The organism is Streptococcus mitis SK575 (genome assembly GCF_000257865.1).
GTDB lineage: Bacteria > Bacillota > Bacilli > Lactobacillales > Streptococcaceae > Streptococcus > Streptococcus mitis_CQ.
This window is the reverse complement of sequence record NZ_AICU01000055.1, coordinates 21,407-44,811: the sequence shown is the minus strand read 5'-3', so window position 1 is coordinate 44,811 and position 23,405 is coordinate 21,407. Positions and strand designations below refer to the sequence as shown.

Here is a 23,405-nt window from a genome sequence, read left to right as displayed (position 1 = left end):
CTTTGATTTTCATTGAGTATAAAATAGTATTCACGGATAGCCTCTTTCAAACATTTATTTCCTACTTTTAACAAATTTCTAAATAGTTTAAGAATTTTATAGTCTGTCAAGTTTTTTTCTTGACACCTGTCAGAAATCTGCTATAATAGAACATGTGCTAAATAGCTCAGCTATTTCACCGAAATAAAAAATAAGAAAAGAGACTTTAAAAATGGCAGTTAAAATCCGTTTGACTCGTATGGGTTCTAAGAAAAAACCTTTCTACCGTATCAACGTAGCAGATTCACGTTCACCACGTGACGGACGTTTCATCGAAACAGTTGGAACTTACAACCCACTTGTTGCTGAAAACCAAGTAACTTTGAAAGAAGACCGCGTTCTTGCATGGTTGGCTGATGGAGCTCAACCTTCAGATACAGTACGTAACATCCTTTCAAAAGAAGGTGTATTGAAGAAATTCCACGATTCTAAATTCTCAAAATAAGTTTAAAGTAGGTTGACAGATGGATACGATTGAAAATCTCATTATTGCGATTGTGAAACCCTTGATTTCACAACCAGATGCCTTAACTATCAAGATTGAAGATACACCAGAATTTTTGGAATATCATTTGGATCTTGATCAAAGCGATGTGGGTCGTGTAATCGGTCGTAAGGGTCGCACTATTTCTGCGATAAGAACGATTGTCTACTCTGTCCCAACTGAAGACAAAAAAGTAAGAATCGTTATTGATGAAAAATAAGAAGGGCGGGACGAATGTCTCGCTTTTTTGCGAGAAGTGTAAAATTGCAGCCATTAAGTACCAACATGAACGTGATTTGGAAGGCTTTTTAAAGGGGGACTGGAAAAGAATGAACATTGATTGTATTTTAAACATAGATTGGGCAATGTACATTGATTGGTTATTGCGAATTTTACAGATTTCGACTTTTATAGGTGTAATTTTAAAAATTAGTTTTCAGAATAAGGCCTATATCAATAATATCGAAATTCAGGTAATTAAACCAATCGAATTTGATTCCTTACATACGAGATTTCATCATATATATGAGTTTAAACATGATGAAAATGATAAACATTATAACCATTTGATTTTTTATCCAAAGGAAGTTGATATTGAAATTATAGAATTTTATTCTTTAATCTATGATTCCAAAAGTAATCGTTTAGTTGATAATGATAAACTGCATACAGTTAAAAATTTAAAGAATTATACATGCTTATTGATTCATACAAATTTACCAGAGAATATGCCTAGTTTAAGAATGAAATGGAAAACAAGTCAGGGTGAAATTGGCGAGTATACATTTTATAGTAATACGTATAATGGGAATGTGAATATCTCATCTTTCAAATATAAATTAACATTAAAGAGGAAACTATTAGCACTTTTTGGACTATAGCGACCCCTCTATGTATCTTCCTCTAACTTGTGAAAATCCTTGGAACGTGATAAAATAAAGGATAGAAATAGACTACAGGAGACAAGATGAACTACTTTAATGTTGGGAAAATCGTCAATACGCAGGGGTTGCAGGGTGAGATGCGAGTCTTGTCTGTGACGGATTTTGCAGAAGAACGGTTTAAAAAAGGGGCTGAGCTTGCTTTGTTTGATGAAAAAGATCAGTTTGTCCAAACGGTGACCATCGCTAGCCACCGTAAACAGAAGAACTTTGATATTATCAAATTTAAAGACATGTACCATATCAATGCTATTGAAAAGTACAAGGGTTACAGTCTCAAGGTTGCTGAGGGAGATTTGAATGACCTAGACGATGGTGAATTTTATTATCACGAGATTATCGGTTTAGAAGTCTATGAGGGTGATAACTTGATTGGAACCATCAAGGAAATCCTGCAACCAGGTGCCAACGATGTCTGGGTGGTCAAGCGAAAAGGCAAGCGTGATTTGTTATTGCCTTATATCCCACCAGTAGTTCTCAATGTTGATATTCCAAATAACCGCGTCGATGTGGAAATCTTAGAAGGGTTAGACGATGAAGATTGATATTTTAACCCTCTTTCCAGAGATGTTTTCTCCACTGGAGCACTCAATCGTTGGAAAGGCACGTGAAAAAGGTCTCTTAGATATCCAGTATCATAATTTTCGAGAAAATGCTGAAAAGGCCCGTCACGTCGACGATGAGCCCTACGGAGGCGGTCAGGGGATGTTGCTCCGAGCCCAACCCATTTTCGATGCCTTTGATGCTATTGAAAAGAAAAATCCGCGCGTCATTCTCCTAGACCCAGCTGGCAAGCAGTTTGATCAGGCTTATGCTGAGGATTTGGCTCAAGAAGAGGAACTGATCTTTATCTGCGGTCACTACGAAGGGTATGATGAGCGTATTAAGACCTTGGTGACAGATGAGATTTCCCTGGGGGACTATGTCCTGACTGGTGGAGAATTGGCAGCCATGACCATGATTGATGCGACGGTTCGCCTGATTCCAGAAGTGATTGGCAAGGAGTCTAGCCACCAAGATGATAGTTTTTCTTCAGGCCTTCTCGAATACCCTCAGTACACACGCCCTTATGATTATCGAGGGATGGTCGTGCCAGATGTACTGATGAGTGGACACCATGAAAAGATTCGTCAGTGGCGCCTGTATGAGAGTTTAAAGAAAACCTATGAACGCAGACCGGATTTGCTTGAACATTATCAACTGACAGCAGAAGAAGAAAAAATGCTGGCAGAAATTAAAGAAAACAAAGAATAAAGGAGATACCTATGCAAGTAATCAAACGTGATGGAGAAATTGCTGAATTTAATCCAGATAAGATTTACCAAGCTATCTTAAAAGCAGCCCAGACTGTCTATGTATTAACAGATGATTTGCGCCAAAACCTTGCACAAGTCACTAAGAAAGTGGTTTTGGATTTGGAAGAAGCCAAGGTGGAACGTGCGACCATCAGCATGATTCAGTCTATGGTTGAGCATCGTTTATTGGGTGCAGGTTACATTACCATTGCTGAACACTACATTTCCTATCGTCTACAACGTGACTTGGAAAGAAGTGGTTATGGAGATCATATTGCGGTTCATTTGCATTTTGAACAAGTTCGCTAAGAAAAAAGAGTGGGATGAAGCAACTACATCTCACTCTTTCTTAAATCTATTTTTTTGGGCTGTTTGGACGGTTGAAGGGACAAATCGCAGGCGTTGAATATCGCTTATACGGATAATACGGGTCACATTTTTGGCAAAATTTTTCACGATAATTTGCTGGCGTTGCTGATCGTATTTGATGATGTCACCTGTAAAGCTTGTCTCAGACAAGATAAGGTGAACAGCAGTTTGTTTCTGGATAGCCTCTTCAATAGTAGCGGTAAGGGAGTTATTTTCAGTCTGGTCAGGTTCTTCATGTCCATTTAAAAAGTCATGTATTTTATCTAGAACTTGCTGGAATTTATGTCTCATAGTGGCCTCCCTTCTTTTATATCAATATTATATAAAATTTTCCTAAAATCTACAAGATTTTTCGAATAATCAAATGAAAGCTAAAAAGGAGAAGAAAATGGCAGAATTTACATTTGAAATCGAAGAGCACTTGTTGACTCTTTCTGAAAACGAAAAAGGTTGGACTAAGGAAATCAACCGTGTGAGCTTTAATGGTGCCCCTGCAAAGTTTGATATTCGTGCTTGGAGTCCAGATCATACTAAAATGGGCAAAGGGATTACTCTCTCAAATGAAGAATTTCAAACGATGGTGGATGCTTTTAAAGGCAATTAAGTAGTCAAAATGAAAGAAAAGGATATTGAGTTATGACAACTCGATATCCCTTTTTAGTTAGCAAAGTAAGCCTGATTTTTAAGGCGTTGAAGTAATGGACGGCTAATCAAACTAATAGCCAGAAGTTTACCAAGGTCTGGAATGATAAAGGGAAAAACACCCACAACAAGAGCTTTTTCAAATGGCATTCCAGCTAGGAAATGCAATCCAATGATTCCACCAACAAAGACAAGTGTATCTCCCAAGAGATTTGCTAGAAAAATTCTGACAAAACCACTATCACTGTTAGTTAGAGAAGAGGTAAGTCCAGAATAAACAAGATAAAACCAAAGATAGCCTGCAGTAGGACCAATCAAAGCATGAAATCCAGCTCCACCTCCTGCAAAGACAGGAAGACCGATAGCACCTAGAAGAAGATAGAGTCCAATAGAAAGTACAGCCTCTCTCGGTCTAAAGACAGTAGCAATCAAGCCGATCGCAAAGTTTTGCAGAGTGAAGGGCACAGGTCCAATTGGAAGACTGATTTGTGCCAAAACAGCAATGAGAGCAGCCCCAATAGCAGGGATAGCATAAACGTGAGCTTTTTTCAAAATAGTTAACCTCTTTTCTAATGTATAGTAACTATTATACTTAAATTAATATTATTGTCAACCTGTTTAAGTAACATGGGTAACAAAAAACTGTAACGGCCGATTTGATTGACAAGAGAAATTTGATAATTGTTTTTTATCGATTTGTAAATCAGTTTTATATATAGATAATCCCATTTTATACATAAAAAATATACTATAAATACTTGACAAACTAAAAAATAAGTGCTACATTAATAAATATAAACGGATACATTTATGTGTGTTCAATTTTAAAAGGAGGGGTAAAATGAAAAAAAGAATTAACAAGAAAGCATCTGTTTTTCTAGTCGCAAGTGTTTTAAGTTTTAGCTTTGCTACTGTAGCTAGTATTGTTAGTGCAACTACAGCACACCCTGCTCCAAGTCCCATTATTGATGTATGGGAATATGGTGTAAATGATAACTCTGGTTATTCGAATTACTTTGTTAGTTCTCCAGATAATATTGGTTCAAAATCTTCAGTAACGAATTTTTGGGGAACAGTTAAAGCTCAGGATAAACAAGATTATGGATGGGCATATTCAAGTGCTACAAAATCTTGGAGCGATGTTCGATTAAATGCATATTGGGATTATTATAGATTTTAAAAATAATTTATGAAAACAAGAGACCCAATTATAAAATAGGGTCTCTTGTAATATGGTAATTGCTTATGAAATTAAAATTATGTATCATTGGATTCTTCTTCTGTTTGATTGCTGCAATTGGTTGGGTCACTATTAGCGATACAGAAATGCCCATACCTTTACCAATTGATGGTGCTTTTTCTATTCAAGGAAAAAGCAATCTTTCAAATAACGAAATATACGAAATGGTTCGTGATTTATCAAAATCGGAAAAGGTTACCATTTACAAGCCCATCGTTCAGAGTTCGGGTCAGTTGAGGTATGTAAATTTTGATGATGTAAATAATGAACAATTAAAGTCAACACCAATAATAGGGATGTATTACACCCTTGGGAAAATGGATATAGATAGTTTGAAACCACTTACGATGACGGGGTTGCAAACAGTATATATGGCTTATCCTTGGTATATAGGAGGAATCTTACAATTTACTGGAACTTTAAGAATACTGTTAATGGGTTCAATTTACTTAACTTTATTAGTTGTGTTATTTGTTGTTAGAACGAAGCAGATTAAAGAAGGAGTGATACGACGTTCTTTGGGATTGCCTGTATACGATCTAAGAAGAGATTATGGTATTTCTCTTATTTTTGAACTGATTATGATGGCTTTATTGATGATTTCTTACAGTTCTTTTTTGGGAAATGGTTTCTTCACCTATAGTTCTAAGTTATTTTTCTCTCTGATTTTAACGAATTTTATACTATTTCAAATCATTGATCTCATCACCTTTGTTTTATTTTGGTTGACGATTCAGGTTGAAAAGCCTATTGAAATTATTAAAAACAAGGCGAAAAATAAACTTATTTTTGTCGTATGGCTTGCCATTATTTCGATTATTATCCTTATCTCAGGAGTTTTTTTACAAGAAACAAAGAGTAGTCAATCCAGTATTAACATTCAGATACAGAATTTAGTACCATGGGACACAGTAAAAGACTGGAGAAGGATTGAGTTCCTTGGAATTGAAAGTAACTCTACTAAAAATGGAGAAGTTAATGATTCGGATGGTCAGTATCTACAGATAGCTGCTTCCTTAAAAAACTTAGATTATTTATATATAGATCGATCCTCAGCATATGTTCCAGATTTCATGAAAACTTCACATGTTATGGAAAATTTTTCTAAACAATTAGAAAATGACGGAATAACGAATCCAGAAATAAATAAAGAGTTGATTTATATCAATCAAACAGGTGCTAACCTACAAAATAAAGTGAATGGAACAAACTATCATCTTTTAGATAATAAGATAGCAACCATCTATATTCCTGAGAAATGGAAAGAAAATCAGAAATCTATTGAAAATACAGTTGTAGCAGAACAATTTATTGGAACAAACTATACAAAAGAAGAAATTGCAGTACAAATAATTCCTGATGGGAAAAAAATTTTTTATTTTAATGAAGATGCTGATGATAATCATAAAATGAAAGAGTTTTTACCAATCGCAAGTGTAGCAGATAGTAAAGATAACATTGTTGTTGTGTTAGATACGGACAAAATGATGGAAAATAATAAGTTTTCTTTGGCTAGTAATATAACATATAAGTCTCTTTTTAGTCCTGAGGCGGTAAAGAAAATAAATGAAATGGCTAGCCAGTTGAATTTTTCAATGAATCCAGTAGATGTTTACCAAATTGTGAAATTAAAGATCCAGTCCTTAGAGCACCAAATTCTACTTTCACAAATTTTGCAGAAGATAATTTACAGTATTGTCTTTATACTCATTTATCAATATGTCCAACTTTATATTGCCCTAAAACAGAATGAATATGTGAAAAAAATTATTTTGGGTCTGTCAAAAACATATATAGCAATTTCAAGTCTCAAGTATTTTATGATGACTATTACAATAGTTATCCTATTTACATTTCTTATGACAGGTCAAATAGAGTTGCTATATATTGGTCTCGCTTCTCTGCTCGTTTTGATGTTGTCAATAATCATGAGTTTTAGAAAATTATCTGAAAGCTATACTAAAATTTTAAAAGGAGATGAAACATGACAATTGACCTTTTGAACGTTTCAAAAAGTTTCGGCTCAAAAAAGATCTTTACAGACTTAAATTTAAAATTTGAATCTGGAAAAAGTTATGCATTGATTGGAGGTTCTGGCTCTGGTAAAAGCACCCTTCTTAACATTATAGGAAGATTAGAAAAAATTGACAGTGGGAATGTTTTAGTTGATAAACAAGATATTTGGAAGATAAAAGAAAGAACTTTTTTTAAAAATACTGTTGGATATGTATTTCAGAATTATTCTTTAATAGATAACAAAACAGTATATGATAATCTGAGCCTTATCACTAAAGACAAAAAAACAATAACTGACGTACTTGAAAAAGTAGGACTGTCAAGTGACTATTTACATCAAAAAATATACGAATTGTCTGGTGGGCAGGCTCAACGTGTAGCTATTGCCAGAATGTTAATGAAACCACGTAAAATTATTTTAGCAGATGAGCCCACAGGAGCTTTAGATGGTGAGATTGGAAAAGAAATCATTCGTTTGTTATTAAATGAAAAAGATGAAGACAAATATGTTATAATAGCGACGCATGATCCAGCTGTCTATAACGAAGTTGATGTGATAATTGACATGAAAGATATAGGGTATAATGTATGAAAAAGATAATTTATATTGCTTTGATCTTTGTAGCTGGGTTACTTGCCTTCTTCTTTTTTGGAAAACAAATGATTACAAAAGAAAATACCATTAAACCAACGGTGGAGTTAACAGTCTATACGCTTTCTTCTAGTGATACAGAAAAATGGAATAAAGTGAGACAAGTAGAAACGGAAGAGGCTATATACTTCATAACTGTGAAAGAAGTAGAGTCTTCAGAAGAAGTATTTTCAAACCTTATTGCAAATGGTGCTGCTTTTGGGTTCGGAGTTCGTGAAGAAGAAGTGAAGAAATTCAATAATGGTTTAGGAGACACTATAGAGGACTCTAAGCATAATAAACTAATTGAAATAGAGTTTTTTACTTTTTCTGATGCTGACGAGGGATTTGTAGTAGCAAATTTTGACTATGGTAAAGAAGAGTTGAATTCTCAGAAAAAAGATATCAAAGAGTTATATAAAAAAATATATGAATCTTTTAAAGAAAAGAATAAATGATTGTATTATAATCCTTGTATTTTGCTATGGTTTGTTAATTGATTTTTGCATATCTTATTTCAACATACTATAAAATAAAACATAAGAAAACGAGTATCTCCAACTACGGAAATACTCGCTTTTTGATATTTAGAAGTGTTTTTTGCTCTGCTTCTTTTATTTCGATTAACGCATAGTTACAAATTCTTCAGATGCAGTTGGGTGAATCGCCACAGTTGCGTCAAAGTCAGCCTTGGTTGCTCCCATTTTGATAGCAACGGCAAATCCTTGAATCATTTCATCAACGCCGTAGCCAATTCCATGAAGTCCGACAACTTTTTCTTCTGAACCAGCTGTGATCAATTTGAAACGAGTTTCTTGACGGTTGCAAGTGCAAGCAGAGTACATAGACGTAAAGCTTGATTTGTAAACCTTGATTTGGTCTTGACCGTATTCTTTAATGGCTTGTTCTTCTGTCAAACCAACAGTTCCGATAGCAGGGTGTGAAAAGACAACAGTTGGAATAGTTGAGTAGTCCATTTTTGCAGTTGTTTTTCCGTTAAAGAGACGTTCAGATAGGGTACGTCCAGCCTTGATAGCAACTGGAGTCAGTTCTTTTTCGCCTGTTACATCACCTAGAGCATAGATTCCCTCAACAACAGTATTTTGGTATTCATCCACTTGGATAAAGCCACGTTCGTTCAGAGTGACTCCAGCTTTTTCAAGTTGCAAGCTCTTAACGTTTGGACGGCGACCAGTAGCCCAGATAACTTGGCTAGCTGTGTGACTAGTACCATCTTCGAAATGAATGGTAATGCCTTCAGCAGTTTTTTCTAACTTGACAGGGACTTTGTGAGTATGAAGTGGCAAGTTTGTTCTTTCCATTTCCTTGACCAGACCTTCAACGATGTAAGAATCAAAACCACGTAAAGGACGATCGCGGCGAACAAAGAGGTCTGTCTTAACACCAAAAGTGTGGAGCACGCCAGCCAATTCAACGGCGATATAACCAGCGCCTAGAATGGCAACTGACTCTGGAAGTTCTTCCCAGGCAAATACATCATCAGAAGAGCCACCTAGTTCAGCACCAGGAACGTCTGGAATACTTGGATGGGCACCAGTAGCAATCACAATATGTTTAGCACGAATCAGTTCACCATTTACGCTAACAGTATGAGAATCTACAAATTCAGCATGACCTTCAATCAAGTCTACACCGTTGCGTTTAAAACTGCCATCATAAGAAGAACGAGCGCGATCGATGTAGGCTTCACGATTACGACGTAGGGTAGCAAAGTCAAAGTTAAGATCAGTAGTCTTAAAGCCGTAGTCTTCTCCAAATTGATGGAAAGTCTCAGCGATTTGCGCCCCGTACCACATGATTTTCTTAGGAACACAACCGACATTGACACAGGTTCCACCTAGTTTCTTTTCCTCAATAACGGCCGCTTTGGCTCCGTGTTCACCAGCACGGTTCATGGTAGCAATTCCTCCGCTACCTCCACCGATAGCAATGATATCATATTCTCTCATTGAAAACTCCTTTATACTCTTTTAAATAGTAGAGTGTCATTTTTTGATAGTCATATTCTATCTTTTTTTTGATGTGATTGCAAAAATCTGCTACGTTCAAAAAAATTAAAGAAAAGGCTTGCAAAAAAGAAAAATAAAGTGTATTATATAACTAGTACAACGATTGTAAAATAAATTCCGAACAATAATTAAATCCTGAAATGTCATTATTTCGTTCTGAAATGTTATTGTTTCAAATTGATAATTTTTGTATAATATTGTTAAGAACTTTAAATCAAAAAGGAGTTTCATTATGAAAAAGAATGGTAAAGCTAAAAAGTGGCAATTGTATGCAGCAATCGGTGCTGCAAGTGTAGTTGTATTGGGTGCTGGGGGGATTTTACTCTTTAGACAACCTTCTCAGACTGCTGTGAAAGATGAGGCTACTCATCTTGTTGTTGCCAAGGAAGGAAGCGTGGCATCCTCTGTTTTATTGTCAGGGACAGTAACAGCAAAAAATGAACAATATGTTTATTTTGATGCTAGTAAGGGAGATTTAGATGAAATCCTTGTTTCTGTGGGTGATAAAGTCAGTGAAGGGCAGGCTTTAGTCAAGTACAGTAGTTCAGAAGCCCAGGCGGCCTATGATTCAGCGAGTCGAGCAGTTGCTAAGGCAGACCGTCATATCAATGAACTCAATCAAGCACGAAATGAAGCTGCTTCAGCTCCCCAGTTACCAGTACCAGCAGGAGGCGAAGGAGCTGCAGCCCAAACTCCAGCTCCAGTCTCAGGAAATTCAGTGTCATCTATTTATGCACAATTAGGTGATGCTCGTGATGCTCGTGCAGATGCAGCAGCGCAATTAAGCAAGGCTCAAAGTCAGTTGGATGCAATGACGGTTCTCAGTACCTTAGAGGGAACTGTGGTCGAAGTCAACCGTAATGTTTCTAAATCTCCAACTGGAGCTAGCCAGGTGGTAGTTCATGTCGTTAGCAATGAAAACTTGCAAGTTAAGGGGGAACTATCTGAATATAACCTTGCCAACCTCTCTGTAGGACAAGAAGTAACCTTTACTTCTAAAGTTTACCAAGATAAGAGCTGGACTGGTAAGATTAGCTACATTTCTGACTACCCTAAAAACAATGGTGAAGCAGCAAGTGCAGCTACTGCCGCAGCAGGTGGTAATTCTGGTTCTAAATATCCATATACCATTGATGTTACAAGTGAAATCGGTGATTTAAAACAAGGATTCTCAGTAAGTGTTGAGGTGAAGAACAAGACTAAAGCTATTTTGGTTCCTCTAACAAGTATTGTGACTGAAAATGATAAGAACTATGTCTGGGTGCTTGACGAGCAGAAAAAGGCCAAAAAAGTGGAAGTTGGTTTGGGTAATGCTGATGCAGACAACCAAGAAATCACTTCAGGTCTGACAAATGGAGTCAAGGTCATCAGTAACCCAACGTCTTCTCTAGAGGAAGGAAAAGAGGTGAAGGCTGATGAAGAAACTAATTAGTTTAAAAAATATCTGCAGAAGCTACCGTAATGGTGACCAAGAACTGCAGGTTCTCAAAAATATCAACCTAGAAGTGAATGAGGGTGAATTTGTTGCCATCATGGGACCATCCGGTTCAGGTAAGTCAACCCTGATGAACACGATTGGCATGTTGGATACACCAACCAGTGGAGAGTATTATCTTGAAGGTCAAGAAGTGGCTGGACTAGGTGAAAAACAACTAGCCAAGGTCCGCAACCAACAAATCGGATTTGTCTTTCAACAGTTCTTTCTTCTATCTAAACTCAATGCTCTGCAAAACGTAGAATTGCCCTTGATTTATGCGGGAGTTTCGGCTTCAAAACGTCGCAAGTTAGCTGAGGAATATCTAGATAAGGTTGAATTGACAGAACGTAGTCATCATTTGCCTTCGGAATTATCTGGTGGTCAAAAGCAACGTGTGGCTATTGCGCGTGCCTTGGTAAATAATCCTTCTATTATTCTAGCGGACGAACCGACAGGAGCCTTGGATACCAAAACAGGGAATCAAATTATGCAACTATTGGTTGACTTGAACAAAGAAGGAAAAACCATTATCATGGTAACGCATGAGCCTGAGATCGCTGCTTATGCCAAACGTCAGATTGTCATTCGAGATGGAGTTATTTCATCTGATAGTGCTCAGTTAGAAAAGGAGGAAAACTAAGATGCAGAATCTAAAATTCGCCTTTTCATCTATCATGGCCCATAAGATGCGCTCTTTTCTCACTATGATTGGAATCATCATCGGTGTTTCATCAGTTGTTGTGATTATGGCTCTAGGAGATTCTATGTCTCGTCAGGTTAATAAAAATATGACCAAGTCACAGAAGAATATCCATGTCTTTTTCTCGCCTATCAAAAGTAAAGATGGTTCTTTTACCCAAAAGCAATCAGCTTTGACAGTATCTGGTAAAGAAGAGGATGTTCCTGTTGAACCACCAAAACCGCAAGAATCCTGGGTCAAGGAGGCAGCAAAACTTAAGGGTGTGGACAGTTACTATGTAACCAACTCAACGAATACCACCCTGTCTTATAAAGATAAAAAAGTGGAGCGCGCTAGCTTGACAGGTGGGAATATTACCTACATGAAGGCAGTTGAAAATGAAATTGTTGCAGGCCGCAGTCTCATAGCTCAGGATTATAAAGATGTGGCCAGTGTCATTTTGCTAGACCAAGAACTTGCTAATAGCCTGTTTGGATCTGCTCAAGAAGCTGTTAACCAGGTTATAGATGTTGGTGGCTTTAGCTATCGTGTCATTGGTGTCTATACCAGCGATGAGGCCAAGACTGCCAAGACTTTTGGTATTGGTGGACTTCCAATTACGACTAATATTTCTCTTGCCAATAACTTTAATACGGATGAAATTTCTGATATTGTCTTCCGTGTCAATGATACCAGTTTGACACCAACAGTGGGACCAGAATTAGCTAGAAAATTGACCGAGATTGCTGGTCTTCAGCAAGGGGAGTATCAGGTGTCAGATGCGACTGCTGCCTTCCAAGAAGTACAACAAATGTTCGGTTTTATAACTACGATTATTAGTGCCATTGCAGGAATTTCACTTTTTGTTGGAGGGACTGGTGTTATGAACATCATGCTGGTTTCGGTGACGGAGCGTACGCGTGAGATTGGTCTCCGTAAGGCTTTGGGTGCAACGCGTGCCAATATTTTAATTCAGTTTTTGATTGAATCTATGATATTGACCTTGCTTGGTGGAGTCATTGGTTTAACCATTGCGACAGGCTTAACCGCTATAGCTGGTATACTCTTGCAAGGATTGATTGCGGGTATAGAAGTAGGAGTATCAATTCCAGTTGCCCTATTTAGTCTTGCAGTTTCGGCTAGCGTGGGTATGATTTTTGGAGTCTTGCCAGCCAACAAGGCATCGAAACTTGATCCAATTGAAGCCCTTCGTTATGAATAGAATAAACAAGATGGACACTCGTCTATCTTGTTTTTGTATGGATTTCTCTATCGAAAATCCTTCAAAATGTGATATAATGAAGTGTTAGAAAAACAGGTTTCATTTGCCTGGAAAGGAAAAATTATGTCTGAAAAGAATTTTTATATTACAACGCCGATATACTATCCATCTGGAAAACTTCATATCGGATCTGCCTACACAACCATCGCCTGTGATGTCCTAGCACGTTACAAACGCTTGATGGGCTACGATGTCTTTTATCTGACAGGTCTTGATGAACATGGTCAGAAAATCCAGCAAAAAGCTGAAGAAGCTGGAATCACCCCTCAAGCCTATGTTGACGGAATGGCAGTTGGTGTTAAAGAACTCTGGCAATTACTCGATATCTCATACGATAAATTCATCCGTACAACGGATGACTACCATGAAAAAGTAGTAGCTCAAGTCTTTGAGCGCCTGCTTGCTCAAGATGATATCTATTTGGGTGAATATTCTGGTTGGTACTCAGTCTCAGATGAGGAATTCTTTACAGAAAGCCAGCTTGCGGAAGTTTTCCATGACGAAGCTGGAAATGTAACTGGGGGTATTGCTCCATCAGGTCACGAAGTAGAATGGGTTTCTGAAGAATCATACTTCCTTCGTCTCAGCAAATACCAAGATCGTTTGGTGGAATTTTTCAAGTCCCATCCTGAATTTATCACTCCAGATGGTCGTCTGAATGAAATGCTTCGCAACTTCATCGAACCAGGTTTGGAAGATTTGGCAGTTTCTCGTACAACCTTTACATGGGGAGTACCAGTCCTATCAAATCCAAAACACGTTGTCTACGTTTGGATTGATGCCCTTCTTAACTATGCGACAGCTCTTGGCTACGGTCAAGATGAACATGGTAACTTTGACAAGTTCTGGAATGGAACAGTTTTCCACATGGTAGGAAAAGACATCCTTCGTTTCCACTCAATCTATTGGCCAATCCTTCTTATGATGTTGGATATCAAATTGCCAGATCGTTTGATTGCTCATGGTTGGTTCGTCATGAAAGACGGTAAGATGTCTAAGTCTAAAGGGAATGTCGTTTACCCTGAAATGTTGGTAGAGCGTTATGGACTAGATCCACTTCGTTACTACCTCATGCGTAGCCTTCCAGTTGGTTCAGACGGAACCTTCACACCAGAGGACTATGTAGGCCGTATCAACTATGAATTGGCTAATGACCTTGGAAACCTTCTCAACCGTACGGTTTCCATGATTAACAAATATTTTGATGGTCAAGTCCCTGCATATGTAGAAGGTGTGACTGAATTTGACAATGTCCTTGCTGACATTGCAGAACAATCAATCGCTGACTACCATACACATATGGAAGCAGTTGACTACCCTCGTGCGCTTGAAGCAGTCTGGACCCTCATCTCACGTACTAACAAATACATAGACGAGACAGCTCCATGGGTCTTGGCTAAGGATGAAGCACTCCGTGACCAATTGGCAAGTGTCATGAGTCACTTGGCAGCCAGCCTTCGTGTTGTAGCACACTTGATTGAACCGTTTATGATGGAAACCAGTCGTGCAGTCTTGACTCAACTGGGTCTAGCAGAAGTTTCTAGCCTTGAAAACTTGAACTTGGCTGATTTCCCTGCAGGTGTAACTGTAGTTGCTAAGGGAACACCAATCTTCCCACGTCTGGATATGGAAGAAGAAATCTCCTATATCAAAGAACAAATGGAAGGTAACAAACCAGCTGTCGAAAAAGAATGGAATCCAGATGAAGTTGAACTCAAACTAAACAAGGATGAAATCAAGTTTGAAGACTTCGATAAGGTTGAAATCCGTGTCGCAGAAGTCAAAGAAGTTTCTAAAGTAGAAGGTTCTGATAAGTTGCTCCAATTCCGCTTGGATGCTGGTGATGGAGAAGATCGTCAAATTCTTTCAGGAATTGCAAAATACTATCCAAATGAACAAGAATTGGTCGGCAAGAAAGTCCAAATCGTTGCCAACCTCAAACCTCGTAAGATGATGAAGAAATATGTCAGCCAAGGGATGATCCTATCAGCTGAACATGATGGAAAATTAACCCTTCTCACAGTTGATCCAGCTGTACCAAACGGAAGTGTGATTGGGTAAAAGTAGACAGGACTAGTTCGTGCTAGTTCTGTTTTTTATTTAACTATTATGCTTTACAAACTAGTGTGGAAGTGGTATATTATAGATGAAGCTACTAGTAGGCATTACAAAATAGATAGAAGGGGGAAGGGATGAAGGAAACTCAACTATTAAAAGGTGTTCTTGAAGGTTGTGTCTTGGATATGATTGGTCAAAAAGAGCGATACGGTTATGAGTTGGTTCAAACTTTGCGAGAGGCTGGATTTGACACTATCGTTCCAGGAACTATTTATCCTTTGTTGCAAAAGTTAGAAAAAAATCAATGGATAAGAGGCGACATGCGCCCGTCGCCAGATGGTCCAGATCGGAAGTATTTTTCGTTAACCAAAGAAGGAGAAGAGCGTGTCTCGGTCTTTTGGCAACAATGGGACGATTTGAGTCAAAAAGTAGAAGGAATTAAGAATGGAGGATAAACCATGACAAAAATGAAGTATTATGAAGAAACAAACAATTTGTTGCATGAGTTTTCTGAGGAGAATCAGCAGTATTTTGAGGAGCTGTGGGATAGTTTTAATCTTGCTGGATTTCTCTATGATGAGGACTATCTCAGAGAGCAGATTTATTTGATTATGTTAGATTTCTCAGAAGCAGAACGAGATGGCATGAGTGCAGAGGATTATCTAGGTAAGAATCCTAAAAAAATAATGAAAGAGATTCTCAAGGAAGCACCCAGCAGTTCTATCAAGGAGTCCCTTTTGACACCAATTTTTGTCCTAGCGATATTACGTTACTATCAGCTACTGGGTGATTTTTCAAAAGGCCCTCTCTTAACAGTCAATTTGCTCACGTTTTTAGGGCAACTTCTTATTTTTCTGATTGGATTTGGACTTGTGGCTACAATCTTACGTTGGGGGCTAGTCCAAGATTCTCCTAAGATGAAAATTGGCACTTATATTGTCGTTGGGATTCTTGTTCTACTAGTTGTTCTGGGATATGTAGGAATGGCAAATTTCATTCAAGAAGGAGCCTTTTATCTTCCGGCTCCCTGGGATAGTTTGTCTGTCTTTACGATTTCCCTAGTCATCAGTATTTGGAATTGGAAAGAACCGATTTTTCGTCCATTTGTTAGTATGATTATTGCCCATCTTGTGGTAGGTTCTCTGCTTCGTTACTATGAGTGGATGGGCATTTCAAATGTTTTCCTTACAAAAGTTATTCCTTTAGCTGTTCTCTTTATTGGTATCTTTCTCCTGTTCCGTGGGTTTAAGAAGATAAAATGGAGTGAAATATAGTCAAAAAGCCGTTGCAAAGCGGTTTTTAACAATAATAATATATAATACAATTGATTGTTTTGATATATTATAGTAAAATGGAATAAAAATGCTTAAGGATGTTAAATATGAAGAAGTTGGTTTATGCGAGTCTAGCCTTTTTATCAGTCTTTACCTTGGCGGCTTGTTCTGGTCATAAGGAAGAAGCAAAAGTTCCAGAAGCAAACGTGGAACAAAAACAAGCTAAGTTTGATGAAAAGTTGTTTAAAGAAGCTGGTCTATTGCCTTTTAAAAGTGAAAAACAGCTTGAACTTGGAGAACTTGATTCTAAAAATCGTGCGACGGGTGCTCATATTCAGCTAAAGGATAGCGATGAGCCAACTGAGAAAAGAGATTCAAAATTGACCTATGATCCAGTAGGGTGGCACAACTATAAATTCTTTTACGGAGATGGCCGGGAAGAAGCTTGGTTGATGAGTAGAGGTCATTTAATTGGTTACCAATTTAGCGGTTTGAATGACGAAAAGCGAAATTTAGTTCCTATGACTAACTGGCTCAATGCTGGAAACTATTCTGGAACGGATGAACATAACCAGAGTAGTATACTTTACTATGAAAATCGATTGGATTCATGGCTCGCTAATCATCCAAACTACTATCTTGACTACAAGGTGACGCCAATTTATCAAAATGATGAGCTTATTCCTAGACAGATAGGGTTGCAATATGTAGGGATTGATGAAAATGGTAAACTCTTAGAAATTAAATTGGAGAGTAGTAAAGAAAAGGTGGATAAGTATTCTGTGACGCATGTCGTTTTAGACAATGTTTCGGCTAATGCAGAAATTAACTATTTGGATGGTACTGCTAAAAACCTAGTTGAAGACGCAAAAGTAAAAGAAGAAAAAGAAAAAGCCAAGAAGGAAGCTGAGGGAAAGGCTAAGAAAGAGGCGGAGGAAAAAGCAGAATCCGAGAAGAAGGCGAAAGAAGAGGAAGAAAAGGCTCGTCAAGCAGAACAAGAAAAGGAAGAGAGTCAGGAATCAAACACGCATTCAGCAAATTCAGGTGGTTATTTCAAAGATTCCAGAGGAAGATGGCATAAACCAAATGGCAAGTATGCCTCTAAGAAAGAAATTAAAGCAGCTGGATTAACTTGGTAATCATGTAAATGATGGAAGAATAGAATAAATCACAGTCAAAAAGCCGTTGCAAAGCGGTTTTTTGTTATAATGAAGGGAAGAATGTTAGAAATTTAAGGAGAAAAATTTGATGAGATACATAACTCTTGGTCCAGATGACAAAGAATTATCAGAAATTGTTCTCGGAATGATGAGAATAGAAGATAAGTCTGTAAAAGAAGTTGAAGAGCTTGTAGAAACAGCACTGTCTGTTGGAATCAATGCTTTTGACTTGGCTGATATTTATGGTCGTGGTCGTTGTGAAGAACTGTTAGGTCTTGTCCTAAAAAATCGTCCAGATTTAAGAGAAAAGATGTGGATTCAGTCCAAATGTGGCATTCGCATAGAAGAATTTACCTATTTTGATTTTTCTAAGGACTATATTATAAAATCAGTAGACGGTATTTTGCAAAGATTGAAGATTGATCATCTGGACAGCTTGCTTCTTCATCGACCAGATGCTTTGATGGAAGCTGAGCAAGTAGCAGAAGCCTTTGATTTCCTTTATAAACAAGGTAAGGTCCGAAATTTTGGAGTTTCTAATCAAAATCCTATGATGATGGAGTTGCTTAAAAAAGATGTCAAGCAGCCGTTAGCTGTTAATCAGTTACAATTGAGTGCGGCTTTTACTCCAGGATTCGAATCAGGTTTTCATGTTAATATGGAAGATAGTCAAGCAGCTATGCGAGATGGCAGCATTTTTGAATATTGCAAATTACACGATGTGGTCATTCAAGCATGGTCTGTCTTACAATTTGGGTATTTTAAAGGGAATTTTGTTGGAAATGAGAAATTTCAAGCTTTAAATCAAGTACTTGATCGTTTAGCTATTAAATATGGAGTAACCTCTTCAACTATTGCCATTTCTTGGATATTGCGTTATCCAGCAAAAATGCAGGCAGTGGTAGGAACAACAAATCCTAAGCACTTGAGAGAAGTTAGCCAAGCGGCAAACTTTAGCTTAACAAGAAAAGAATGGTATGAAATTTATCTTGCAGCAGGGAATGATTTACCTTAGGAAAAAATGCATTTAAAGAAATCATAGTCAAAAAAACATTGGAAAACGTTTTTGATATGTGACCATTTGTCTGTCTTGATTCGTTAGGTACGGTTCATTAACGGATGATTATGATTTAATACTTAATGAAAATCAAAAAGCAAACTAGGAAGCTAGCCGCAAGTTGCTCAAAACACTGTTTTGAGGCTGTAGATAAGACTGACGAAGTCAGTCACATATATACGGTAAGGCGACGCTGACGTGGTTTGAATTAGTATAACTATTCTGATTTACGTACTAGTAGGGAAGTAGTATCCCATAATTGACGGCACGCTAGTAGGTACTATAAAATGGACTAGAGTACATTTTTGATTGGGTATAAAACAGACATAGAGAATAAAAATAGGTTAGGATTTTTTCTCCTAACCTATTTTTACATATAATAAACAATGGCAATGTACTGGAGGGCAGATGCTGCTAGGATAAAGAGATGCCAAATCATGTGGAAATAAGGTTTTTTTTTGGCGTAAAATCCAGCCCCAACTGTATAACAGAGTCCGCCAGTGACCATGAGACTCCAGAAAATTGGCGTTGTTTGACTGATAATGGCTGGAATGATAGCTAGAACCAACCAGCCCATAATCAGGTAAAGAGCAAGGCTAAATTTCTCATTGACCTTTTTAGCAAAGATTTTATAGAGAATACCAAAGATGGTCGTTCCCCATTGGATGGCAATAATTAGATAGCCAAACCAGTTATTCATTAAGGTCAAGACGACGGGCGTGTATGAGCCTGCGATAGCCACATAAATCATCGAATGGTCAATGATTCGCAAGACATATTTGTGGGTCGAACCATAGGCCATAGAGTGGTAAATGGTGGATGATAGAAACATGAGAAAGAGACTAATAACGAAAATGGAAACGCCGATAGATGATAAAAATCCGTGTGCTTCATAACTATAGGTGGATGAAATGGGGAGTAAGATGAGCATGATGATTGCACCCACAGCATGGGTCACACTATTAGCAATCTCCTCTCCAAAACTGAGTTGTTTGCTGAGTTTAAGACTGGTGTTCATTGGATTACCTCCTCTTCAGTATGATGGATTAAGTCTAGAGTTTGATGATAGAGTTTAACGGTTTGGCAGCTGGTTTGGATAATGGGGTTAGCTGGATCAATTCCTTGGTTCATGTAGTCCACAAAAGCGTCGTAGAGTTGGTCTGAACTTGCTTGAGTTTGTAGAGTATTAAGTGTCTGTGCTATTTCTTGAATAGAGAATACCGACTTGAGGGTTGTGATAGCAATCAAACGGGCAATTTGTTGGCGTTGGTATTTTTTCTTGTCAGGCTTTGTCAGGTAACCATGTTTGACATAATTGTTGACCATGGATGCTGTCAGGCCCTTGTCTTTATCAGGAGAAATAGGGGCGCAGACCTGATTGACATAGAGCAAAACCTGGTCCAGATAGAGGTCAATGTTTGGAATTTCTGCCCATTTTGGGTAGGAAAAGGTAGTTTTCATTTCCAACTCCTTTTAACTAGTTTTAATAACTAGATTATAGAATAATAAAAACAGAAAGTCAAGTTTTAACTGCTTGTAGAAAGACTTAAATTATGCTATGATGGGAGAAACTAGTCAGAAATGAGGAGAAAAGATGGAGATTCGTTTAGCTTTTCCAGATGAAGTAGATGCCATCATGCAGGTGATGGAGGATGCTAAAAAATGTTTAGCGGATGCTGGTAGTGACCAGTGGCAAAATGGCTATCCAAATGCTGATATTATTATTGAAGATATTATCTCAGGTCAAGCCTATGTTGCCTTGGAAGAGGGTGAACTACTAGCTTATGCAGCTGTGACCAAGAGTCCAGAGGCAGCCTATGAAGCCATTTATGAAGGAAAATGGCAAGCTGGGGAGTCAGAGTACCTAGTCTTTCACCGTATTGCTGTGGCAGCAGATGTGCAGGGACAGGGGGTGGCTCAAACCTTCTTAGAGGGCTTGATTGAAGGTTTTGACTATCTAGATTTTCGATCAGATACGCATGTTGCAAACAAGGCCATGCAGCATATTTTTGAAAAACTAGGTTTTAAACAGGTTGGTAAGGTTCAAGTTGATGGCGAACGCTTGGCCTATCAAAAATTGAAGAAATAATGCAAAAGAAGTACGCAAAAATGCTCTACTCTTCACCAATTGGCTCCCTTTCTCTTGTAGCTGATGACCATTATCTGTATGGCATTTGGGTGCAGGAGCAGAAGTATTTTGAGAGGGGACTAGGAGATGAGACGATAGAAGCAGTTGTTAGTCATCCCATTTTAGACCCAGTTATTACTTGCTTAGATGCTTACTTTAAAGGAAAGTCTCAGGATTTATCCAACCTGCCCTTGGCTCCAATCGGAACAGATTTTGAAAAGAGAGTTTGGTCCTATTTACAGGAAATTCCTTATGGTCAGACAGTGACCTATGGACAAATAGCACAAGATTTGCAAGTGGCTTCTGCTCAAGCAATTGGCGGAGCGGTAGGACGTAATCCTTGGTCTATCCTAGTACCTTGTCATCGTGTGCTAGGAGCTGGCAAGCGTCTAACAGGTTATGCTGCAGGAGTGGAAAAGAAAGCTTGGCTCTTGGAGCATGAAAGCGCAGATTTTAAAGATATATAGAAAGTGAAACACATGTTAGAATTTATCGAATACCCAAAATGTTCAACTTGTAAAAAAGCAAAACAAGAATTAAACCAACTCGGTGTGGACTACAAAGCTGTTCACATCGTCGAAGAAACACCTAGCCAAGAAGTCATTTTAAACTGGCTAGAGACCTCAGGTTTCGAGTTGAAGCAATTTTTCAACACCAGTGGGATCAAATACCGTGAATTAGGGTTGAAAGATAAGGTAGGAAGTCTGTCAAACCAAGAAGCGGCTGAGTTGCTAGCAAGTGATGGTATGTTGTTAAAACGACCCATTTTAGTAGAAAATGGAACTGTTAAGCAAATCGGTTATCGAAAACCTTATGAAGAATTGGGACTGAAATAGTTTTTATCTATCTCTTTGATAGATAAAATATATAACCTCCCTGTTTCAAAGTATGATAAACTAGTAGGTAGACAAAGTCTGTATCTGACCGTAGCAAATAATTTCATTGACGGCAGAAGTATGGTAGAATGAATCATTATCAGGAGAGGATGTTTTTATGAATGTTACAACGATTTTAGCATCAGATTGGTACCAAAACTTGATGCAATTGATTCCGGATGGCAAGCTGTTTAGCCTACGTTCGGTCTTTGATGGAATTCCAAGAATTGTCCAACAACTTCCAACAACGATTATGTTGACCATTGGTGGTGCTCTTTTTGGCTTGGTTTTGGCGCTTCTTTTTGCCATTGTGAAAATCAATCGTGTCAAAATTTTATATCCCTTGCAGGCCTTCTTTGTTAGTTTCTTAAAAGGGACACCGATTTTAGTGCAACTCATGTTGACCTACTACGGAATTCCTTTGGCTTTGAAAGCCCTCAATCAGCAATGGGGTACTGGTCTCAATATCAATGCGATTCCAGCTGCTGTTTTTGCGATTGTAGCCTTTGCCTTTAATGAGGCAGCTTATGCTAGTGAAACCATTCGTGCAGCCATTCTCTCAGTCAATCCTGGTGAGATTGAGGCGGCACGCAGTTTAGGTATGACCCGAGCACAAGTTTATCGTCGCGTGATTATTCCAAATGCAGCAGTTGTGGCAACTCCAACTTTAATCAATTCCCTAATCGGCTTGACCAAGGGAACTTCTCTAGCCTTCAGTGCTGGTGTTGTGGAAGTCTTTGCCCAAGCTCAGATTTTGGGTGGAGCTGATTACCGCTATTTTGAACGCTTTATTTCTGTTGCCCTTGTTTATTGGGTAGTCAATATTGGAATTGAAAGCCTAGGTCGTTTCATCGAGAGAAAAATGGCTATTTCTGCACCTGATACAGTGCAAACAGATGTGAAAGGAGACCTTCGCTAATGATTAAGATTTCGAATTTAAGTAAATCCTTTTCAGGACAGACTGTCTTGGATCATCTGGACTTAGATATTCAAAAAGGGGAAGTTGTAGCCTTGATTGGTTCTTCAGGAGCTGGAAAATCAACTTTCCTCCGCAGTCTCAATTATCTTGAAACACCTGACAGTGGCTCTATTCAGATTGATGATTTTTCAGTTGATTTTTCTAAAATCACTCAAGAAGAAATCCTTGCTCTACGCCGTAAGTTGTCTATGGTTTTCCAACAGTTTAATTTGTTTGAACGCCGAACAGCACTTGATAATGTAAAAGAAGGCTTGGTTGTTGTCAAGAAATTATCTGACCAAGAAGCGACTAAGATTGCCAAGGAAGAGTTGGCTAAGGTTGGGCTTTCTGACCGTGAAAACCATTACCCTCGCCATTTATCAGGTGGACAAAAGCAACGGGTTGCCTTAGCGCGTGCGCTTGCTATGAAACCAGATGTCTTGCTCTTAGACGAACCAACTTCAGCCCTTGACCCAGAATTGGTCGGTGAAGTAGAAAAGTCTATTGCAGATGCTGCTAAGTCAGGTCAAACCATGATTTTGGTCAGTCATGACATGTCCTTTGTAGCCCAAGTGGCTGATAAGATTCTCTTCTTAGATAAGGGGAAAATCATCGAGTCTGGAACACCGGATGAGATTATCCACCATCCTAAAGAAGAGCGGACAAAAGAATTCTTCGCTAGTTACAAACGGACTTATATTTGATATAATAGATAAAGAAAAACTCAGTTAGCTGGACTAGCTGAGTTTACTCTTTAAAAAAGATAGAAA

General features: G+C 38.1%; 29 protein-coding genes. 24 read left to right on the top strand and 5 right to left on the bottom strand.

All coding sequences use genetic code 11. The features are described from left to right. Positions 1 to 211 precede the first annotated feature (211 nt). From rpsP to HMPREF1048_RS07240, 6 genes are all read left to right on the top strand, one after another. Positions 212 to 484 carry a 30S ribosomal protein S16 gene (gene rpsP / locus HMPREF1048_RS07265; RefSeq protein ID WP_000268760.1) on the top strand — a complete coding sequence of 91 codons (273 nt, stop codon included), beginning with the start codon at positions 212 to 214 and terminating at the stop codon, positions 482 to 484. Positions 485 to 503: 19 nt separating this feature from the next. Further along, on the top strand, positions 504 to 743 hold the full coding sequence (kphA, locus tag HMPREF1048_RS07260; protein WP_000379617.1) for an RNA-binding protein KphA: 240 nt from the start codon (positions 504 to 506) through the stop codon (positions 741 to 743). Between the two features lie 109 nt (positions 744 to 852). Beyond that, the gene (locus HMPREF1048_RS07255; RefSeq protein WP_025171926.1) at positions 853 to 1,404 is read left to right on the top strand and encodes a hypothetical protein; all 552 of its coding nucleotides are present in this window, start codon (positions 853 to 855) and stop codon (positions 1,402 to 1,404) included. Between the two features lie 86 nt (positions 1,405 to 1,490). Next, entirely contained in the window at positions 1,491 to 2,009 is a 519-nt protein-coding gene (gene rimM, locus HMPREF1048_RS07250; RefSeq protein WP_001105895.1) for a ribosome maturation factor RimM, read from the top strand. Next, positions 1,999 to 2,718: a tRNA (guanosine(37)-N1)-methyltransferase TrmD gene (gene trmD, locus HMPREF1048_RS07245; RefSeq protein ID WP_000686915.1), complete on the top strand. Its 720-nt coding sequence runs from the start codon at positions 1,999 to 2,001 to the stop codon at positions 2,716 to 2,718. Before rimM ends, trmD begins: the two co-directional genes overlap by 11 nt. 11 nt (positions 2,719 to 2,729) lie before the next feature. Further along, positions 2,730 to 3,068 (top strand): ATP cone domain-containing protein, encoded by a 339-nt coding sequence (locus tag HMPREF1048_RS07240; protein ID WP_001196041.1) that lies wholly within the window; start codon positions 2,730 to 2,732, stop codon positions 3,066 to 3,068. Positions 3,069 to 3,098: 30 nt separating this feature from the next. Here the strand turns inward: HMPREF1048_RS07240 and HMPREF1048_RS07235 are convergent, their stop codons facing one another. Continuing rightward, positions 3,099 to 3,419: a hypothetical protein gene (locus HMPREF1048_RS07235; RefSeq protein WP_001216101.1), complete on the bottom strand. Its 321-nt coding sequence runs from the start codon at positions 3,417 to 3,419 to the stop codon at positions 3,099 to 3,101. Positions 3,420 to 3,516: 97 nt separating this feature from the next. Between HMPREF1048_RS07235 and HMPREF1048_RS07230 the strand changes: the two genes are divergently transcribed. Beyond that, a complete protein-coding gene (locus HMPREF1048_RS07230) occupies positions 3,517 to 3,732 on the top strand; it encodes a YdbC family protein (protein WP_000807422.1) in 216 nt (71 codons plus the stop codon). A 53-nt stretch (positions 3,733 to 3,785) separates the two neighbouring features. Here HMPREF1048_RS07230 and HMPREF1048_RS07225 read toward each other — a convergent pair whose 3' ends face one another. Continuing rightward, entirely contained in the window at positions 3,786 to 4,322 is a 537-nt protein-coding gene (locus HMPREF1048_RS07225) for a biotin transporter BioY (protein ID WP_000709038.1), read from the bottom strand. Positions 4,323 to 4,611: 289 nt separating this feature from the next. Between HMPREF1048_RS07225 and HMPREF1048_RS07220 the strand changes: the two genes are divergently transcribed. The 4 genes from HMPREF1048_RS07220 (at position 4,612) to HMPREF1048_RS07205 (ending at position 8,115) form a co-directional block, all read left to right on the top strand. Then, complete coding sequence (locus HMPREF1048_RS07220; protein ID WP_000746106.1) at positions 4,612 to 4,950, top strand: hypothetical protein; 339 nt, start codon at positions 4,612 to 4,614, stop codon at positions 4,948 to 4,950. 65 nt (positions 4,951 to 5,015) lie between these two features. Then, complete coding sequence (locus HMPREF1048_RS07215; RefSeq protein WP_000768908.1) at positions 5,016 to 6,998, top strand: hypothetical protein; 1,983 nt, start codon at positions 5,016 to 5,018, stop codon at positions 6,996 to 6,998. Continuing rightward, on the top strand, positions 6,995 to 7,618 hold the full coding sequence (locus HMPREF1048_RS07210) for an ATP-binding cassette domain-containing protein (protein WP_000151034.1): 624 nt from the start codon (positions 6,995 to 6,997) through the stop codon (positions 7,616 to 7,618). The genes HMPREF1048_RS07215 and HMPREF1048_RS07210 overlap by 4 nt, the downstream gene beginning before the upstream one ends. Continuing rightward, a complete protein-coding gene (locus tag HMPREF1048_RS07205) occupies positions 7,615 to 8,115 on the top strand; it encodes a hypothetical protein (RefSeq protein WP_000721121.1) in 501 nt (166 codons plus the stop codon). The genes HMPREF1048_RS07210 and HMPREF1048_RS07205 overlap by 4 nt, the downstream gene beginning before the upstream one ends. 165 nt (positions 8,116 to 8,280) lie before the next feature. Here HMPREF1048_RS07205 and gor read toward each other — a convergent pair whose 3' ends face one another. Beyond that, positions 8,281 to 9,627: a glutathione-disulfide reductase gene (gene gor, locus HMPREF1048_RS07200; protein WP_001209569.1), complete on the bottom strand. Its 1,347-nt coding sequence runs from the start codon at positions 9,625 to 9,627 to the stop codon at positions 8,281 to 8,283. 289 nt (positions 9,628 to 9,916) lie between these two features. On the opposite strand from gor, the gene HMPREF1048_RS07195 reads away from it, so the two are divergent. From HMPREF1048_RS07195 to HMPREF1048_RS07160, 8 genes are all read left to right on the top strand, one after another. Next, on the top strand, positions 9,917 to 11,119 hold the full coding sequence (locus HMPREF1048_RS07195) for an efflux RND transporter periplasmic adaptor subunit (RefSeq protein WP_025171925.1): 1,203 nt from the start codon (positions 9,917 to 9,919) through the stop codon (positions 11,117 to 11,119). Continuing rightward, positions 11,103 to 11,804 carry an ABC transporter ATP-binding protein gene (locus HMPREF1048_RS07190; RefSeq protein WP_000733789.1) on the top strand — a complete coding sequence of 234 codons (702 nt, stop codon included), beginning with the start codon at positions 11,103 to 11,105 and terminating at the stop codon, positions 11,802 to 11,804. The genes HMPREF1048_RS07195 and HMPREF1048_RS07190 overlap by 17 nt, the downstream gene beginning before the upstream one ends. Position 11,805: 1 nt before the next feature. Beyond that, entirely contained in the window at positions 11,806 to 13,065 is a 1,260-nt protein-coding gene (locus tag HMPREF1048_RS07185; protein WP_001180406.1) for an ABC transporter permease, read from the top strand. A 123-nt stretch (positions 13,066 to 13,188) separates the two neighbouring features. After that, positions 13,189 to 15,186 (top strand): methionine--tRNA ligase, encoded by a 1,998-nt coding sequence (metG, locus tag HMPREF1048_RS07180; protein WP_001291358.1) that lies wholly within the window; start codon positions 13,189 to 13,191, stop codon positions 15,184 to 15,186. Positions 15,187 to 15,317: 131 nt separating this feature from the next. After that, complete coding sequence (locus tag HMPREF1048_RS07175) at positions 15,318 to 15,638, top strand: PadR family transcriptional regulator (protein WP_000665422.1); 321 nt, start codon at positions 15,318 to 15,320, stop codon at positions 15,636 to 15,638. A 3-nt stretch (positions 15,639 to 15,641) separates the two neighbouring features. Then, positions 15,642 to 16,457: a DUF1129 domain-containing protein gene (locus HMPREF1048_RS07170; protein ID WP_000164413.1), complete on the top strand. Its 816-nt coding sequence runs from the start codon at positions 15,642 to 15,644 to the stop codon at positions 16,455 to 16,457. A 107-nt stretch (positions 16,458 to 16,564) separates the two neighbouring features. After that, a complete protein-coding gene (locus HMPREF1048_RS07165) occupies positions 16,565 to 17,596 on the top strand; it encodes a DNA/RNA non-specific endonuclease (RefSeq protein ID WP_000737717.1) in 1,032 nt (343 codons plus the stop codon). A gap of 109 nt (positions 17,597 to 17,705) precedes the next feature. Then, the gene (locus HMPREF1048_RS07160; RefSeq protein WP_001269438.1) at positions 17,706 to 18,632 is read left to right on the top strand and encodes an aldo/keto reductase; all 927 of its coding nucleotides are present in this window, start codon (positions 17,706 to 17,708) and stop codon (positions 18,630 to 18,632) included. A gap of 412 nt (positions 18,633 to 19,044) precedes the next feature. Here the strand turns inward: HMPREF1048_RS07160 and trhA are convergent, their stop codons facing one another. Together trhA and HMPREF1048_RS07150 are read right to left on the bottom strand one after the other, a co-directional pair. Continuing rightward, on the bottom strand, positions 19,045 to 19,692 hold the full coding sequence (trhA, locus tag HMPREF1048_RS07155) for a PAQR family membrane homeostasis protein TrhA (protein WP_001097978.1): 648 nt from the start codon (positions 19,690 to 19,692) through the stop codon (positions 19,045 to 19,047). Next, positions 19,689 to 20,135: a DUF1836 domain-containing protein gene (locus HMPREF1048_RS07150; protein ID WP_000858723.1), complete on the bottom strand. Its 447-nt coding sequence runs from the start codon at positions 20,133 to 20,135 to the stop codon at positions 19,689 to 19,691. The genes trhA and HMPREF1048_RS07150 overlap by 4 nt, the downstream gene beginning before the upstream one ends. 133 nt (positions 20,136 to 20,268) lie before the next feature. Here HMPREF1048_RS07150 and HMPREF1048_RS07145 point away from each other — a divergent pair, with 133 nt between their 5' ends. From HMPREF1048_RS07145 to HMPREF1048_RS07125, 5 genes are all read left to right on the top strand, one after another. Further along, positions 20,269 to 20,763 (top strand): GNAT family N-acetyltransferase, encoded by a 495-nt coding sequence (locus HMPREF1048_RS07145; protein WP_000405818.1) that lies wholly within the window; start codon positions 20,269 to 20,271, stop codon positions 20,761 to 20,763. Next, the gene (locus HMPREF1048_RS07140) at positions 20,763 to 21,269 is read left to right on the top strand and encodes a methylated-DNA--[protein]-cysteine S-methyltransferase (protein WP_001170336.1); all 507 of its coding nucleotides are present in this window, start codon (positions 20,763 to 20,765) and stop codon (positions 21,267 to 21,269) included. Before HMPREF1048_RS07145 ends, HMPREF1048_RS07140 begins: the two co-directional genes overlap by 1 nt. Positions 21,270 to 21,281: 12 nt before the next feature. Next, entirely contained in the window at positions 21,282 to 21,638 is a 357-nt protein-coding gene (locus tag HMPREF1048_RS07135; RefSeq protein ID WP_000889092.1) for an arsenate reductase family protein, read from the top strand. A gap of 157 nt (positions 21,639 to 21,795) precedes the next feature. Then, the gene (locus HMPREF1048_RS07130; RefSeq protein WP_001103451.1) at positions 21,796 to 22,596 is read left to right on the top strand and encodes an amino acid ABC transporter permease; all 801 of its coding nucleotides are present in this window, start codon (positions 21,796 to 21,798) and stop codon (positions 22,594 to 22,596) included. Then, positions 22,596 to 23,339, top strand: coding sequence for an amino acid ABC transporter ATP-binding protein (locus HMPREF1048_RS07125; RefSeq protein ID WP_000590965.1), 744 nt, complete (start codon positions 22,596 to 22,598; stop codon positions 23,337 to 23,339). The genes HMPREF1048_RS07130 and HMPREF1048_RS07125 overlap by 1 nt, the downstream gene beginning before the upstream one ends. The last annotated feature ends 66 nt before the right edge of the window (positions 23,340 to 23,405 follow it).

Coding starts and splice junctions, on each gene's coding strand:
- rpsP (WP_000268760.1), top strand. CDS start 212: ATGGCAGTTAAAATCCGTTTGACTCGTATGGGTTCTAAGAAAAAACCT.
- kphA (WP_000379617.1), top strand. CDS start 504: ATGGATACGATTGAAAATCTCATTATTGCGATTGTGAAACCCTTGATT.
- HMPREF1048_RS07255 (WP_025171926.1), top strand. CDS start 853: ATGAACATTGATTGTATTTTAAACATAGATTGGGCAATGTACATTGAT.
- rimM (WP_001105895.1), top strand. CDS start 1,491: ATGAACTACTTTAATGTTGGGAAAATCGTCAATACGCAGGGGTTGCAG.
- trmD (WP_000686915.1), top strand. CDS start 1,999: ATGAAGATTGATATTTTAACCCTCTTTCCAGAGATGTTTTCTCCACTG.
- HMPREF1048_RS07240 (WP_001196041.1), top strand. CDS start 2,730: ATGCAAGTAATCAAACGTGATGGAGAAATTGCTGAATTTAATCCAGAT.
- HMPREF1048_RS07235 (WP_001216101.1), bottom strand. CDS start 3,419: ATGAGACATAAATTCCAGCAAGTTCTAGATAAAATACATGACTTTTTA.
- HMPREF1048_RS07230 (WP_000807422.1), top strand. CDS start 3,517: ATGGCAGAATTTACATTTGAAATCGAAGAGCACTTGTTGACTCTTTCT.
- HMPREF1048_RS07220 (WP_000746106.1), top strand. CDS start 4,612: ATGAAAAAAAGAATTAACAAGAAAGCATCTGTTTTTCTAGTCGCAAGT.
- HMPREF1048_RS07215 (WP_000768908.1), top strand. CDS start 5,016: ATGAAATTAAAATTATGTATCATTGGATTCTTCTTCTGTTTGATTGCT.
- HMPREF1048_RS07210 (WP_000151034.1), top strand. CDS start 6,995: ATGACAATTGACCTTTTGAACGTTTCAAAAAGTTTCGGCTCAAAAAAG.
- HMPREF1048_RS07205 (WP_000721121.1), top strand. CDS start 7,615: ATGAAAAAGATAATTTATATTGCTTTGATCTTTGTAGCTGGGTTACTT.
- gor (WP_001209569.1), bottom strand. CDS start 9,627: ATGAGAGAATATGATATCATTGCTATCGGTGGAGGTAGCGGAGGAATT.
- HMPREF1048_RS07190 (WP_000733789.1), top strand. CDS start 11,103: ATGAAGAAACTAATTAGTTTAAAAAATATCTGCAGAAGCTACCGTAAT.
- HMPREF1048_RS07185 (WP_001180406.1), top strand. CDS start 11,806: ATGCAGAATCTAAAATTCGCCTTTTCATCTATCATGGCCCATAAGATG.
- metG (WP_001291358.1), top strand. CDS start 13,189: ATGTCTGAAAAGAATTTTTATATTACAACGCCGATATACTATCCATCT.
- HMPREF1048_RS07175 (WP_000665422.1), top strand. CDS start 15,318: ATGAAGGAAACTCAACTATTAAAAGGTGTTCTTGAAGGTTGTGTCTTG.
- HMPREF1048_RS07170 (WP_000164413.1), top strand. CDS start 15,642: ATGACAAAAATGAAGTATTATGAAGAAACAAACAATTTGTTGCATGAG.
- HMPREF1048_RS07165 (WP_000737717.1), top strand. CDS start 16,565: ATGAAGAAGTTGGTTTATGCGAGTCTAGCCTTTTTATCAGTCTTTACC.
- HMPREF1048_RS07160 (WP_001269438.1), top strand. CDS start 17,706: ATGAGATACATAACTCTTGGTCCAGATGACAAAGAATTATCAGAAATT.
- trhA (WP_001097978.1), bottom strand. CDS start 19,692: ATGAACACCAGTCTTAAACTCAGCAAACAACTCAGTTTTGGAGAGGAG.
- HMPREF1048_RS07150 (WP_000858723.1), bottom strand. CDS start 20,135: ATGAAAACTACCTTTTCCTACCCAAAATGGGCAGAAATTCCAAACATT.
- HMPREF1048_RS07145 (WP_000405818.1), top strand. CDS start 20,269: ATGGAGATTCGTTTAGCTTTTCCAGATGAAGTAGATGCCATCATGCAG.
- HMPREF1048_RS07140 (WP_001170336.1), top strand. CDS start 20,763: ATGCAAAAGAAGTACGCAAAAATGCTCTACTCTTCACCAATTGGCTCC.
- HMPREF1048_RS07135 (WP_000889092.1), top strand. CDS start 21,282: ATGTTAGAATTTATCGAATACCCAAAATGTTCAACTTGTAAAAAAGCA.
- HMPREF1048_RS07130 (WP_001103451.1), top strand. CDS start 21,796: ATGAATGTTACAACGATTTTAGCATCAGATTGGTACCAAAACTTGATG.
- HMPREF1048_RS07125 (WP_000590965.1), top strand. CDS start 22,596: ATGATTAAGATTTCGAATTTAAGTAAATCCTTTTCAGGACAGACTGTC.